The sequence below is a fragment of the Cupriavidus sp. 01L45 genome, assembly GCF_056399885.1.
Window position 1 is genome coordinate 23,344 of record NZ_JBFTSG010000006.1, and the last position, 14,075, is coordinate 37,418.

The 14,075-nt window shown below is 66.8% G+C and carries 11 protein-coding genes; 6 read left to right on the forward strand and 5 right to left on the reverse strand.

The features are described from left to right. Positions 1-171 precede the first annotated feature (171 nt). The 6 genes from putA (at position 172) to AC1DT6_RS05610 (ending at position 10,397) form a co-directional block, all read left to right on the forward strand. A complete protein-coding gene (gene putA, locus AC1DT6_RS05585) occupies positions 172-4,173 on the forward strand; it encodes a trifunctional transcriptional regulator/proline dehydrogenase/L-glutamate gamma-semialdehyde dehydrogenase (RefSeq protein ID WP_477114544.1) in 4,002 nt (1,333 codons plus the stop codon). A 144-nt stretch (positions 4,174-4,317) separates the two neighbouring features. After that, on the forward strand, positions 4,318-5,469 hold the full coding sequence (locus AC1DT6_RS05590) for a branched-chain amino acid ABC transporter substrate-binding protein (protein ID WP_045242258.1): 1,152 nt from the start codon (positions 4,318-4,320) through the stop codon (positions 5,467-5,469). A 202-nt stretch (positions 5,470-5,671) separates the two neighbouring features. Then, complete coding sequence (locus AC1DT6_RS05595; RefSeq protein ID WP_441632248.1) at positions 5,672-7,585, forward strand: tetratricopeptide repeat protein; 1,914 nt, start codon at positions 5,672-5,674, stop codon at positions 7,583-7,585. A gap of 160 nt (positions 7,586-7,745) precedes the next feature. Continuing rightward, positions 7,746-8,960: a cation:proton antiporter gene (locus AC1DT6_RS05600; RefSeq protein WP_441632249.1), complete on the forward strand. Its 1,215-nt coding sequence runs from the start codon at positions 7,746-7,748 to the stop codon at positions 8,958-8,960. Next, positions 8,960-10,075, forward strand: a complete 1,116-nt coding sequence (locus AC1DT6_RS05605) for a YbdK family carboxylate-amine ligase (protein WP_441632251.1) — start codon at positions 8,960-8,962, stop codon at positions 10,073-10,075. Before AC1DT6_RS05600 ends, AC1DT6_RS05605 begins: the two co-directional genes overlap by 1 nt. A gap of 100 nt (positions 10,076-10,175) precedes the next feature. Further along, on the forward strand, positions 10,176-10,397 hold the full coding sequence (locus AC1DT6_RS05610) for a hypothetical protein (RefSeq protein ID WP_441632252.1): 222 nt from the start codon (positions 10,176-10,178) through the stop codon (positions 10,395-10,397). 116 nt (positions 10,398-10,513) lie between these two features. Here AC1DT6_RS05610 and AC1DT6_RS05615 read toward each other — a convergent pair whose 3' ends face one another. The 5 genes from AC1DT6_RS05615 to AC1DT6_RS05635 form a co-directional block, all read right to left on the reverse strand. Then, positions 10,514-10,993: an OsmC family protein gene (locus AC1DT6_RS05615; protein ID WP_441632254.1), complete on the reverse strand. Its 480-nt coding sequence runs from the start codon at positions 10,991-10,993 to the stop codon at positions 10,514-10,516. 60 nt (positions 10,994-11,053) lie between these two features. After that, positions 11,054-11,791, reverse strand: a complete 738-nt coding sequence (locus tag AC1DT6_RS05620; RefSeq protein WP_441632256.1) for an MBL fold metallo-hydrolase — start codon at positions 11,789-11,791, stop codon at positions 11,054-11,056. 79 nt (positions 11,792-11,870) lie between these two features. Beyond that, positions 11,871-12,188 carry a hypothetical protein gene (locus tag AC1DT6_RS05625; protein ID WP_441632258.1) on the reverse strand — a complete coding sequence of 106 codons (318 nt, stop codon included), beginning with the start codon at positions 12,186-12,188 and terminating at the stop codon, positions 11,871-11,873. A gap of 82 nt (positions 12,189-12,270) precedes the next feature. Continuing rightward, entirely contained in the window at positions 12,271-12,594 is a 324-nt protein-coding gene (locus tag AC1DT6_RS05630; RefSeq protein WP_441632260.1) for an EthD family reductase, read from the reverse strand. Between the two features lie 85 nt (positions 12,595-12,679). After that, complete coding sequence (locus AC1DT6_RS05635) at positions 12,680-14,056, reverse strand: L-serine ammonia-lyase (RefSeq protein ID WP_441632262.1); 1,377 nt, start codon at positions 14,054-14,056, stop codon at positions 12,680-12,682. Between the last annotated feature and the right edge of the window lie 19 nt (positions 14,057-14,075).

Genomic DNA, 14,075 nt, shown 5'->3' on the forward strand with positions numbered 1-14,075 from the left:
ACGCGCTGAGGCCAGCGCAGCGCCAGGTACGGTGCAACCCACATTTTTGGATTGGCATGGGTGGTTGTACCTAGTTGCACCTTTGGTTTGCCCCAGAGTATGATCGCGCCATCTGCAGGTTTCCTCGCGGTATCGGGAACCAGCGTTCGCGTCTTACGGAGAATCAAGCGCATGGCCACCACCACCCTTGGCGTCAAACTCGACGACGCCTCCCGCGAGCGCCTCAAGCGCGTTGCCCAGTCAATCGACCGCACGCCGCACTGGCTGATCAAGCAGGCAATATTTACGTATCTGGAGCAGGTCGAGCGAGGCAACGTCCCGCATGAGACCAGTGCCGCGGGCATGGGGGGCGAGGGTGCGGCGGATGGCGCCGACGGCTTCGACGCGGGGACCGGCGAAGGCGCGGTGCAACCCTTCCTGGAGTTTGCCCAGAGCGTGCAGCCGCAGTCGGTGCTGCGTGCCGCCATCACCGCTGCTTACCGCCGCCCGGAACCCGAGTGCGTGCCGGTGCTGCTGGAACAGGCCCGCCTGCCGCACCAACAGGCCGAAGCCGCCCTGGCCATGGCCCGGACCCTGGCCACGCGGCTGCGCGAACGCAAGGTCGGCACGGGCCGGGAAGGGCTGGTACAGGGTCTGATCCAGGAGTTCTCGCTGTCTTCCCAGGAAGGCGTGGCGCTGATGTGCCTGGCCGAAGCGCTGCTGCGTATTCCCGACAAGGCCACCCGCGACGCGCTGATCCGCGACAAGATCAGCGGCGCCAACTGGCAGTCGCACCTGGGCCAGAGCCCGTCCGTATTCGTCAACGCCGCGACCTGGGGCCTGCTGTTCACCGGCAAGCTGGTGGCCACCCATACCGAGGCCGGTCTGTCCAAGGCGCTCACCCGCATCATCGGAAAGGGCGGCGAGCCGCTGATCCGCAAGGGCGTGGACATGGCGATGCGCCTGATGGGCGAGCAGTTCGTCACCGGTGAGACCATTTCCGAGGCGCTCGCCAACGCACGCAAGTACGAGGCCGAGGGCTTCCGCTACTCCTACGACATGCTGGGCGAGGCGGCCATGACCGAGGCCGACGCGCAGCGCTACCTGGCCTCCTACGAGCAGGCCATCAACGCCATCGGCCAGGCCTCGCGCGGGCGCGGCATCTATGAAGGCCCCGGCATCTCGATCAAGCTTTCGGCCTTGCATCCACGCTACAGCCGCGCGCAGCACGAGCGCGTGGTCAGCGAACTGTATGGCCGCCTCAAGTCCCTGACCCTGCTGGCCCGGCAGTACGACATCGGCATCAATATCGACGCCGAGGAAGCCGACCGCCTGGAAATCTCGCTCGACCTGCTGGAGCGTCTGTGCTTCGAGCCCGAGCTGGCTGGCTGGAACGGCATCGGCTTCGTGGTGCAGGGCTACCAGAAGCGCTGCCCCTTCGTGATCGACTACCTGATCGACCTGGCACGCCGCAGCCGCCACCGCCTGATGATCCGTCTGGTCAAGGGCGCGTACTGGGACAGCGAGATCAAGCGCGCCCAGGTGGACGGGCTGGAGGGTTATCCGGTCTATACCCGCAAGGTCTATACCGACGTGTCCTACGTGGCCTGCGCGCGCAAGCTGCTGTCGGTGCCGGACGCCATCTACCCGCAGTTCGCCACCCATAACGCCCACACGCTGGCGGCCATCTACCAGATCGCCGGCCACAATTACTATCCCGGCCAGTACGAGTTCCAGTGCCTGCACGGCATGGGCGAGCCGCTGTACGACCAGGTGGTCGGCCCGCTGGCCGACGGCAAGTTCAACCGTCCATGCCGCATCTACGCGCCGGTAGGCACGCACGAGACGCTGCTTGCCTACCTGGTGCGCCGCCTGCTGGAAAACGGCGCCAACACGTCCTTCGTGAACCGCATCGCCGACGACACCATCTCGCTGGACGAACTGGTGGCCGATCCGGTCACCGTGGTCGAGCGCATGCACGCCGACGAAGGCGCGCTTGGTCTGCCGCATCCGCGTATCCCGCAGCCGCGCAGCCTTTATGGCGAATCGCGGCCCAACTCCGCCGGTATCGACCTTTCCAACGAACATCGCCTTGCCTCGCTGTCCTCGGCGCTGCTGGCCGGTACCAGCGAGGCCGTCAGTGCCGTGCCGCTGCTGGGCGTGGAAGCCGCTGCCGGCGCGGACGCCGGCCAGCCCGCTCCTGTGCGCAATCCGTCCGACCTGCGTGACGTGGTCGGCCATGTCACCGAAGCCAGCATGGCCGAGGTGGAAGCCGCGCTGCAGGCCGCCGTCAATGCCGCGCCGATCTGGCAGGCGACCCCGGCGGACGTCCGTGCGGTCGCGCTCGAACGCGCGGCGGAACTGATGGAAGCGCAGATGCAGTCCCTGATGGGCATCATCATGCGCGAGGCCGGCAAGACCTTCTCCAACGCCATCGCCGAAGTGCGCGAGGCCGTGGACTTCCTGCGCTACTACGCCGCGCAGGTACGCGAGACCTTCTCCAGCGATACCCACCGCCCGCTGGGGCCGGTGGTCTGTATCAGCCCGTGGAATTTCCCGCTCGCCATCTTTACCGGCCAGGTCGCTGCCGCGCTGGCCGCCGGCAATACGGTGCTGGCCAAGCCCGCCGAGCAGACCCCGCTGATCGCTGCCCAGGCCGTGCGCCTGCTGCGCGAAGCCGGCGTGCCGGCCGGCGCGGTGCAGTTGCTGCCGGGCCGTGGCGAGACCGTGGGCGCCGCGCTGGTGGGCGACGCCCGCGTCAAGGGCGTGATGTTCACCGGCTCCACCGAAGTGGCGCGCCTGCTGCAACGCAGCGTGGCCGGCCGGCTGGACGCCGCCGGCCGCCCGGTGCCGCTGATCGCCGAGACCGGTGGCCAGAACGCGATGATCGTCGATTCTTCCGCGCTGGCGGAACAGGTGGTGGGCGATGTGGTGAATTCCGCTTTTGACTCCGCCGGCCAGCGCTGCTCCGCGCTGCGCGTGCTGTGCCTGCAGGAAGAAGTGGCCGACCGCGTGCTGGAGATGCTCAAGGGCGCCATGGACGAACTCACCATGGGCAACCCGGACCGGCTGTCGACCGACGTCGGACCGGTCATCGACGAGGAAGCGCGCAACAATATCGTGCGCCATATCGACGCCATGCGCGCCAAGGGCCGCCGCGTCCACCAGGCCGATCCGAACGGCGCGGCCAGCGCCGCCTGCCGCAACGGCACCTTTGTGTCGCCGACGCTGATCGAACTCGACAGCATCGAGGAGTTGCAGCGCGAAGTCTTCGGCCCCGTGCTGCACGTGGTGCGCTATCCGCGCACCGGGCTCGACACCTTGCTTGATCAGATCAACGGCACCGGCTACGGCCTGACCATGGGCATCCATACCCGTATCGACGAGACCATTGAACACATCGTGGAGCGGGCGGAGGTGGGCAATCTCTACGTCAACCGCAATATCGTCGGCGCGGTGGTCGGCGTGCAGCCCTTTGGCGGCGAAGGCCTGTCCGGCACCGGTCCCAAGGCCGGCGGCCCGCTCTACCTGCACCGCCTGCTATCGGTCTGCCCGCAGGACGCCGTGGCCCGCGTGGTGCGCGCCTCCGATACGCTCGGCGGCGCCGATGCAACCAGCCCGGTGCGCCGCGCGCTGGCCGATGCACTGGCTACGCTCAAGGAATGGGCCCAGCACGAGAGCGCGGCACTCCCCGAACTGGCGACGGTGTGCGAACGCTTTGCGGCCGCCTCGGCAGCCGGCCTGTCGGTCACGTTGCCCGGCCCGACCGGCGAACGCAACACCTATACGCTGCTGCCGCGCGCGGCCGTGCTGTGCCTGGCCCAGCAGGAGGCCGACCTGGCCACCCAGCTGGCAGCGGTGCTGGCCGCCGGCAGCCAGGCAGTATGGCCCGAAAGCCCCATGGCGCGGGCGCTGTTTGCACGGCTGCCCAAGGCAGTACAATCGCGCGTCCGCCTGGTGCCCGACTGGGCTGCCGGCGACACGAATTTCGATGCGGTGTTGCACCACGGCGATTCCGACCAGTTGCGCACCGTGTGCGAGAAACTGGCCACGCGTCAGGGTCYGATCATTTCGGTGCAAGGCCTGGCTCACGGTGAACCGAATGTGGCCATCGAGCGTTTGTTGATCGAGCGTTCGCTGTCCGTCAACACGGCGGCGGCGGGCGGCAATGCCAGTTTGATGACGATCGGCTGACCGGCCGGCCGTCGATCGAAGCGACGCGAGGCAGCGGCGATCCCGCAGACCTCGCGTATTTGAAAAATCGGGGAGCGTTTCGCGCCACACCCGGACGCGTCCAAAAGCGCAGCAAGGCTATCCAAAAGCCACCAAGGAGAACTGATGAACTCGACTTTCCACAAGACGGCCCTGACCGTTGCCCTGACCGTTGCAGGCCTGTGCGCCACCTCGGCCGCCTTCGCCCAGGCGCAGGAAATCAAGCTGGGTTTTGCCGCGCCGATGACCGGCGGCCAGGCGCAATACGGCAAGGACATGCAAAACGGCATCGTCCTCGCCATTGAGGAAATGAACGCCACCAAGCCCAAGATCGGCGGCAAGGACGTCAAGTTCGTACTGCTCTCCGAAGACGACGCGGCCGACCCCAAGACCGGCTCGGTCGTGGCGCAAAAGCTGGTGGACAACGGTGTCCAGGGCATGCTGGGCCACTTCAACTCGGGCACCAGCATCCCGGCTTCGATGGTCTACAACCGCGCCGGCATTCCCCAGATCGCCATGGCCACCGCGCCCGAGTACACCCGCCAGGGCTTCAAGACCACCTTCCGCATGATGACCTCCGACACCCAGCAGGGTTCGGTGATCGGTGCTTTCGTGGTGAAGAAGCTGGGCGCCAAGAACATCGCCATCGTCGACGACCGCACCGCCTACGGCCAGGGCCTTGCCGACGAGTTCGAGAAGGCGGCCAAGGCTGCAGGCGGCAAGATCGTGCGCCGCGAGTTCACCAACGACAAGGCGGTGGACTTCAAGGCCGTGCTGACCAATATCAAGCGCAGCAACCCGGACGTGATCTTCTTCGGCGGCGCGGAAACGCAATCCGCGCCGATGGCCAAGCAGGTCAAGGAGCTCGGCATGAAGTCGCCGGTGGTATCGGGCGAAATGTCGAAGACCGACAACTTCCTGAAGCTGGCCGGCCCTGCCGCCGAGGGCACGGTAGTATCGCTGGCCGGCCTGCCGCTGGAGCAGATGCCCGGTGGCGCCACCTACGAGAAGAAGTACGAGAAGCGCTTCGGCGGCAAGGTGCAGACCTACTCGCCGTACGCCTATGACGGCGCCACGGCCATGATGACCGCCATGATCAAGGCCGGTTCGGCCGATCCGGCGCGCTACCTGCCGGTGCTGGCGGCCACCAACATGCAAGGCGTGACCACCAAGACACTGGCCTACGACGCGCGTGGCGACCTGAAGGACGGCGGTATCACCGTCTACAAGGTGGTTGGCGGCAAGTGGACCGTGCTGGAGACGGTTGGCGGCAAGTAAGCCACCCGGCCTGGGCTCGCGCCCAGTGGCGAAACGGCAACGCCACCTTTGGGTGGCGTTGCCGTTTCTGCGTACATCGGGGCGACGCCGCTGACCAGTATCGTGCTTGCGACGGGAATCTCCCCCCTTTTTCTCACGTGCGGGAGGGGGCCGCGATGGCGCATAATCCCGCACTCGCACATCCACCCAGAAGGAGCAGTCCGTGTCCGTGCAGGAAGTCAGCTACGACCACGCCATCGAGTTAGCCAACGCCGAGCGCTACGATGAAGCGCTGGTCATCCTCGACCAGCTCTCGCAGGCGCAGCCGCAAGTGGTGGATTTCGATTGCCTGCGGGCACGCCTGCACTATGACCGCGGCGACGCGCAGCAGGCTTTCGCCGTGCTCGACGCCGCGCTGGCGAAGCTGCCCGGTCTGCCGCTGCATCCGGCGCACCGCTGGTCCTCGCGCGGCGTGATCGCGCATCGCTACGGCATGCTGCTGCTGGGGATGGACCGCCCTCAGGAGGCGCTGCCCTGGCTGGAAGAAGCGGCGCTGCGCAACGGCTTGTCCTCGGGGGAGTGGAGCGCGCGCCTGCATGCGGGCCTGGTGCACTACCGGTTGGGGGATTTCGCCCGGGCTGGCGCTTATTGGTACGACTTGCTGTACCGCGCCCCCGACCTGGGCGCCGCTGACATTCTGGGCCAGGCAGTGGCCCACGTGAACGCCGCCGGCGAGCAGGCCGAGCCGATGCTGCGCCTGTGCCTGGCACGGATCGGCCTGGACAACCCCGAACTGCTCGAACTCGACGAAGCCGCGGGCGACGCCCTGGCCGCCGAACAGGCGGGGATCGTGCTGGCCAGCCAGCCGGACCATCCGCAAGCCCGCCGCATCCGTGCCCCGCTGCGCTACCGGGCCGGCGAGCTGGACGGCGCCTGGGACGACTTCGCCACCTACCAGCGCCAGGCGCCGGACCCGAAGGCGCAGGTGCGCGAACTGGAATGGCGCCACCAGTCCGGTGAAGCCGAGCCGTGGCTGCGCTTCGCTTTCGTGGAGAACGCCACCGACGCGACCGGCTACTACAACGCCGGCGTGGCGCTGGCCGAGTTCATGGATGCCGTGCCGGCCGCCGAGGCCGCGCTGACGCCGCACCTGATCAAGGCGTATCGCCTGGGCGTGGCGCGCTTCGAGTCGTACTTTGCCAGCGGCGAGGGCGGCTACGACGACGCCGACCCGCATATCTATTCGATGCTGTGCCACAACCTGGCCACCCGGCTGGAAGGTGCCGCCAACCTCGCCGAGCGCATCGCCCTGCACGAGAAGGGCATCGCGGTCAGCGAATTCATCGAGCACTGGATCGACCTGCTCGAATGCCTGGAGGCCGCCGGCCAGCACCAGAAAGCCGTGGAAGTGGCGGGCGATGTCCTCAATCGCTACCCGCTGGAGCGCGATCCCGCCAATGTGGGCTGGATCTTCAGCCGGCTGATGAGCACCTGGAAGGCGATCGGCGGTGCGGAAGTGACTTCGGCAGCCCGCGATGCGCTGGCGCATATGGATGCCCGCGCCGATGCCCTGCCAGTGGAAGAGCGCAGCCAGGCCGCGCACGCGCTGGCGCACGCCCGCGCCCACTTCGCCGGGCTGCTGCGCAATGCCACGGGCGGCATGGACCAGCATGACCGTACCGATGCGCTGGCCGAGATCGAGGCTTTGCAACGCCGCGCGCTGCTGATCGAGGACGCGTGGCTGTGCAACGAGTTCGGCATGATCTGGCGTGACCTTGGCGCCCCCGACCGTGCACTGCCGCTGTTCGAGCAAGCCATCGGGCTGACTGCCGACGACCCCCGTGACCAGGCTTTCCCGCGTTTGCAGCGTGCCCTGATCCGCACCGGCGAGAAGCAGTACGCCGAGGCGCTGACGGATTTCCAGGCGGCCTTTGCCGCGCGCGACGGCTGGGAAGGCGATGCTTATCTCGGTGCCGTCGAGGCCGCGCTCGGGCTGGAGCAACGCGAGACCGCGCTGGGCTATTTCGAGAAGGCCCGCGCGGGTGGCGCCGCGCAGGGCAAATCGCGCACACTGTACGCTCGCGTGGAAGCCAGCTTGCGCGCGACCCGGCCGGCATGGAAGTTCTGGGGCGTGTAGCGTCTGTACGGAAGCGCTCCGACCCTGATGCAAAAAAAAACGCCATCCCGGTAAGATGGCGTTTTTTTACGCCTGAACGCATCACGTTGCCTGCAAATTCCATTCTCTGTCGGACAAAATCCGACAGGGATTTTCGTGCGCCTCCGTTACCATGTAGCCCATGAATGGACTAAGCCAATTGTTTCCAAGCCTGCCCCTGGTACCGGGCGGGCTTTTCTGGGTCGGGCTGGCGCTGGTGGGCGCCGGCCTGGCGGGAGAGATATGCCGCACGTACCTGCGGCTGCCCCGGATCGTCGGCTATGCCGCCGCGGGCCTGCTGGCCGGCATGCTTGGCCGCGGCATCGTGGACGAAGACATGATCGCGCAGAGCCGCGTCCTGATCGATATGGCGCTGGCGCTGGCGCTGTTCGAACTGGGGCACCGGCTCTCGCTCACCTGGCTGCGGGCTAACCGCTGGCTGCTCTTCACCAGTGCCTTTGAAAGCCTGCTGACCTGGGGCCTGGTGGCCACCGTGCTGCAATGGATCGGCGTGAGCCCGGCCGTGGCCATCCTGGCCGGCGGTATCGCCGTCAGCACTTCGCCGACCATCGTGCTGCAACTCAAGAATGAACTGCGCGCGGAAGGGCAGGTGACTGAACGGCTGCTCGCCATGGCGGCCCTGAACAGCATCTACGCCGCCACCATCGTCCAGTTGGCCACGGGCTGGCTGCATTCCGAATACGGCAATCTCGGCGCCGCGCTGCTGCATCCGCTCTACCTGCTGGTGGGATCCTGCCTGCTGGCCTGGATCGTCGGCAAGCTCGGGCACGGCATCTACGCACGCATGGCCTCGGACGATCACTACAGCTTCCTGGTGCTGGTGGGACTGGTGCTGCTCACGCTGGCGCTCACGCGCGTACTCAAGCTTTCCATGCCGCTCACGCTGATGCTGGCCGGCGTCGTCTTCAAGCACCAGGACAGCCAGCCGCGCGTGTGGCCGGCGCATTTCGGCAGCGCGGGCAGCCTGTTGATCATCGTGATGGTGGTGTCGCTCGGCCTGCCGCTGACCGCGCACGACTGGGCCATCGGCGGCGGCGCCGCCTGTGTGCTGGTACTGCTGCGCCACTTCGCCAAGCTGGTGGGCGTGGTCTCGCTGGGCTCCTTCTCGGGCCTGAGCCTGAAGCAGTGCGTGGCGCTCGGTCTCGCGCTGGCGCCCATGTCGGGTCTGGCGTACCTGTTGATGAGCGATGTCGCGCTGCTGTATCCGAACACCGGCGAGCCGCTGGCGGCCATTATCCTGTGCACGCTGGCGATCGAACAATTGATGGGGCCCACGATGGCGGCCTGGGCACTTCGCTTTGCGGGCGAGGTCAGAAGCAATGGAGGAGGGCGCTGATGTCACTCGAACCGTTCAAGCACTCCGAAGCGCTGACTTTCGGCGTGGAACTGGAGCTGCAACTCGTCAATCGTCACGACTATGACCTGGCGCCGTTCGCGCCGGACCTGCTGCGTGCGCTGAAAGGCGCGCAGCATGCCGGCGACATCAAGCCTGAGATCAGCCCCTCGATGATCGAGATCAGCACCGGCATCTGCACGAGTTATGCACAGGCGCTGGACGAACTCGGCACCATGCGCGACCTGATGGTGGATGCCTCGCGTTCGCTCAACCTAGGCATCTGCGGCGGCGGCACCCATCCCTTCCAGCAGTGGGCCGACCGCACCATCTCCGATTCGCCGCGCTACCAGTACATCTCCGAACTCTATGGCTACCTGGCCAAGCAGTTCACGGTGTTCGGCCAGCACGTGCATATCGGCTGCCCGAGCGCCGACGACTCGCTGTTCCTGCTCCATGCCATCGGCCGCTACGTGCCGCACTTCATCGCGCTGGCCGCCTCGTCGCCTTATGTGCAGGGCGTGGACACCGGGTTCGCCTCGGCGCGGCTGAACTCGGTCGCGGCCTTCCCCATGAGCGGGCGCGCGCCGCACCTGCTCACCTGGGATGCGTTCACCGCCTACTTCGAGAAGATGCGCAAGACCGGCGTGATCGAGAGCATGAAGGACTTCTACTGGGATATCCGTCCCAAGCCCGAGTTCGGCACCATCGAGGTCCGCGTGATGGACACGCCGCTCACGGTGGGCCGTGCTTGCGATATCGCCGCCTACATCCAGGCGCTTGCGCGCTACCTGCTCCTCTCGCGCCCCTTCATGCCGCAGGAAGACGACTACCTCGTCTACACTTTCAACCGCTTCCAGGCTTGCCGCTTCGGGCTGGAAGGCGAGTATGTGCATCCCAACGAGCTCACGCGCATGCCGATCGCGGATCACATCATCTCGATCTGCGATGCGCTGGTCCCCCATGCCGAAGCGCTGGGATCGCTCGATGCGCTGGCCAATATCCGCGCGCTGGCGCAAAGCCGCAACGGCGATGCCGAGCGCGTGCGCCAGATCGACGCCAGCACGCGGAGTCTGCGCGAAACGGTGCGGCAGACTTGCGATAGCTGGGCGACCTGAGCGCGCTACGGTTACCACGTGCAGGCAACCCGCGCAAACCGGCGGAGCAGGACTAGAATTAACGCATCAGATGCCCGTGACGACAACCTTCGGAGCTACGATGAAAGCGCTTTCCACCAAAGCAGAACGGACGCGCGGACGTCCTTCGGACCGGGCCGTGAACGCTCTCGCTGCGATTGTCGGACTGGTCACGCTAGCCATCGGCATCGGCTGGCTCATCTATGAACATGTCGTGAATTTCGAGGTGCCTTACTTCGCGATTCCGCTGGTCCTTTCCGTGCCGGTGATCGCCGCGGCGGCGGTCCGCTGCATCTGGGACTAGCCCGGTCCGCACCGCGAGGCCGGAAGCCGACGCCGATCCTCAACCGCTGCCACCTGGCGTGGCAGTCGCATCCCATTGCCCCTGTCGCGCGCCGTTCCTGCGCTGGCGCCGCGATATCAGGCCTGCGCGCCCACGTACACCGGCTCGCAGCGCACCTCCGACTTGACCGAGTTCGCAATGAAGCACGCATCGTGCGCCGTGTGATGCAGGTGGGCGATTTCATCGCGGCTCGGTCGCCGCTCCCCGGAGAAGGTGACTTCGGGTCTTAGCGTGACCACCGTGATGGCCATCCTGCCTTCCGCGTTCTTCGCCATGGTCCCGACTGCCGCATCAAAGTAGCGGTCCACGCAGAACTTGTGCTTGGCGGCGATGGACAGGAACCACAGCATGTGGCAACTGGACAGTGCGGAGACGAAGGCCTCTTCAGGATCGATCGCCGCGGCCTCCGACATGGGCAGCGGCACGACATGCGGCGACGACGAACCCGGCACCTCGATGCCGCCATCGAATCGCAGCGTGTGTTTCCGGCTGTAGCGGTTGCCGAGGAAATCCTGTTCTCCACGTAGCCATAGGATTTCTGCGGTGTACTGGGCCATGTCCTGTCTCTCCTGTCTGCATTATCTTGCCGTGGCCAATGCGCTTTCGGCGGCGCCCGCCTATGCCCCGTGCGGGACCTGCTCCCCATCGCGCAAGCCAAGCCGCTGGTTCGCGGGCACGGCCACGTCGATCAGCTTGGGCTTCGGCAGGTTCAGCTGCGCCATCATCTCGATGAACTGGGTACGCGTGCGGCCGGCCACGCGGCTGTTGTGCGCGCGCTCCTGGCCGATGGTGGATTCGGTGCGGCCCTTGTAGTCGTGGGCGGGATAGACCACGGTGTCGTCGGGCAGCGCGAAGAGTTTCTGCGTGAGGCTGTCGTATAGCGTGCCGGCATCGCCGGACTGGAAATCGGTGCGGCCGCAGCCGTCGATCAGCAGCGCGTCGCCGGTGAAGATGCGGCGCACCACGCCGGCGGGGGTGGGCTCTTCCCACAGGTAACTCATGCTGCCGGCGGTGTGCCCGGGCGTGTGGATGGCGCGCAGCGTCTGCGTGCCGAACCGCAGCGTGTCGCCGTCGATCAGCTGCTTCTGCGCGGGCTGGATATCGCAGCCCGAGGGCGCGGCGGTGTGCGCGCCGGTTTGCAGCGCAACATGGCCCGCGGAGGTGATGTGGTCGGCGTGGGCATGGGTCTCGACCACCCACGCCAGCGTGGCGCCGCTGGCCTGCAGCAGCGCCAGGTCGCGGTCTAGCTGGTGATCCACCGGATCGATCAGTAGCGCCTCCCGTGTGGCGGCGTCGATCAGCAGGTAGGTGAAGGTGGAGGAGGTTTCGTCGAACAGCTGATGGAAGGTCTGCATGGCTGCACCGCCTGAGTGGGAACGGACATGATAGCGCTACCGCACGGATTCATGGCTATCCGCGCGTGGCTTCATGGCCTCACAGCAGCCGCTCCCACAGCACGCGGAAGGGCACCGCCGGCACCAGGAAGCAGAACGGCTGCGCGCACTCGCCGGGCGGCACGCCGAGCTCGCGCAGCATCGGCAGATCGCACTCGCCAATGACCGCTTCCAGCGGCTGCACGGCGGCGAGATCGATCGGCAGGTCGATACCGGCGTGGGCGATGCGGCCGGCATCCTCTACGTGCGAGATCGCACTGTCCTGCAGGCACAGGAAGGCGACCACGGATTCCCAGGAGTCGAAGCAGCCAGCGAAGCCGCCAGCAAGCGCGGCGAGGACACCAGCCGGGCCAGCCATCTGCCGGGCAGGCCGGGCCTGGGGTGGACGAAACGGTTGTGGATAAGTTGGGTGGGCTGCTGCGGCTGGGGCGGCAATCGCGTCAAGCGACGGACACCACTTCGCTGATCTGCACCACCGGCACCGCATCGGTGTAGTTGGGGATGTCGAGCTGCAGCTCGGTGCCGGCGGCCTTTGCGGCGGCAACGAAGTCCTGCACCGATTCGAACAGGAAATGGCACATCACCGTGTAGGCCGGATCCGAGCCCGGCGCACCGCCGCCCAGCCCGCGCTCCACCGCCACGCCCCGGTAGCCGGGTTGCGCGCTGAACAGTTCGATGGCGCGCGGCATGTGCCGCTGCAGGTAGTAGTCCATGTCGAACTTGCCGCCCTTGCTGTGCGGGTAGAGAAAACTGATTCTGACCATGCCGGACTCCAAGTGGGTGAAGTGGGTGGATGCCCGGCAAGCGTAGCAGAAAGCGTGGCAGTGGAAGAAGGAACGGGAAGCGGGCTCAGCACTCCACGATATTCACCGCCAGCCCGCCGCGCGCCGTTTCCTTGTACTTGGTCTTCATGTCGGCGCCGGTCTCGCGCATGGTCTTGATGACCGAATCCAGCGACACGTAATGCATGCCGTCGCCGCGCAACGCCATGCGCGCGGCGTTGACGGCTTTCACCGACGCCATGGCATTGCGTTCGATGCAGGGAATCTGCACCAGCCCGCCAACCGGGTCGCAGGTCAGGCCAAGGTTGTGTTCCATGCCGATCTCGGCTGCGTTCTCGACCTGCTCGGGCGTGCCACCCATCACCGCGGCGAGCGCGCCGGCGGCCATCGAGCAGGCCACGCCGACTTCGCCCTGGCAGCCCACCTCGGCACCCGAGATCGAGGCATTGAGCTTGTAGAGCATGCCGATGGCGCCGGCGGTAAGCAGGAAGTCGATCACGCCCTGCGGGTTGGCGCCAGGCACGAAGCGGTCATAGTAATGCAGCACGGCCGGGATGATGCCGGCCGCGCCGTTGGTTGGCGCGGTGACCACCCGGCCGCCGGCTGCATTTTCCTCATTGACGGCGATCGCGTACAGGTTGACCCAGTCCATGACCGAGAGCGGATCGGCCAGCGCGCGCTCGGCGTGCTCGGTGAGGTTGCGGAACAGTTCGGGGGCGCGGCGCTTGACCTTGAACGGTCCCGGCAGCTCGCCGTCGGTACGGCAGCCGCGTGCCACACAGGCCTGCATCACGGCCCAGATCTGCAGCAGGCCGGCGTTGACCTCGGCCTCGCTGCGCCACACGCACTCGTTCTCCATCATCATCCGCGCGATGCTCTTCTTGCTGGCGGCCGCCATTTCCAGCATGGCGCGCCCGCTGCGGAAGGGGTACGGCAGTTGCTGGTCAGCTTCCAGGATCTGCGTGTTGGCCGCGCCGGCGGTGATGACGAAGCCGCCGCCCACCGACAGGTAGCGCCCCTCGCGGATGGGCTCGCCGCCGGCATTGAAGGCATGGAATTTCATGCCGTTGGGATGCTCGGCCATGGCCTCGCGGCGGTAGAAGACGATGTGTTCCTTCTCGACAAAGGGCACGGGGTGCGTGCCCAGCAGCGATAGCGTGCGGCTGGCGCGCAGCGCGGCCAGGCGCAGCTCGATGGTGTCGGGATCGATGGTGTCCGGCGCCTCGCCCTGCAGGCCGAGGATCACACCCTTGTCGGTGCCGTGGCCGCGCCCGGTAGCGCCGAGCGAGCCGTACAGCTCGATGCGTACGCTGGCCACTTGCGGCAGCAGGCCGTCGCGCGCCAGGCCCTGGGCAAACATCAGGGCCGCGCGCATCGGGCCCACGGTGTGGGAACTGGAGGGGCCGATGCCCACCTTGAACAGGTCGAAAACGCTGACAGCCACGGCAAGGCTCCTGGTTGGC

Excerpts from the sequence above, each read along its gene's own strand:
- AC1DT6_RS05590 (WP_045242258.1), top strand. The coding sequence starts at position 4,318 with ATGAACTCGACTTTCCACAAGACGGCCCTGACCGTTGCCCTGACCGTT.
- AC1DT6_RS05600 (WP_441632249.1), top strand. The coding sequence starts at position 7,746 with ATGAATGGACTAAGCCAATTGTTTCCAAGCCTGCCCCTGGTACCGGGC.
- AC1DT6_RS05605 (WP_441632251.1), top strand. The coding sequence starts at position 8,960 with ATGTCACTCGAACCGTTCAAGCACTCCGAAGCGCTGACTTTCGGCGTG.
- AC1DT6_RS05610 (WP_441632252.1), top strand. The coding sequence starts at position 10,176 with ATGAAAGCGCTTTCCACCAAAGCAGAACGGACGCGCGGACGTCCTTCG.
- AC1DT6_RS05615 (WP_441632254.1), bottom strand. The coding sequence starts at position 10,993 with ATGGCCCAGTACACCGCAGAAATCCTATGGCTACGTGGAGAACAGGAT.
- AC1DT6_RS05620 (WP_441632256.1), bottom strand. The coding sequence starts at position 11,791 with ATGCAGACCTTCCATCAGCTGTTCGACGAAACCTCCTCCACCTTCACC.
- AC1DT6_RS05625 (WP_441632258.1), bottom strand. The coding sequence starts at position 12,188 with ATGGCTGGCCCGGCTGGTGTCCTCGCCGCGCTTGCTGGCGGCTTCGCT.
- AC1DT6_RS05630 (WP_441632260.1), bottom strand. The coding sequence starts at position 12,594 with ATGGTCAGAATCAGTTTTCTCTACCCGCACAGCAAGGGCGGCAAGTTC.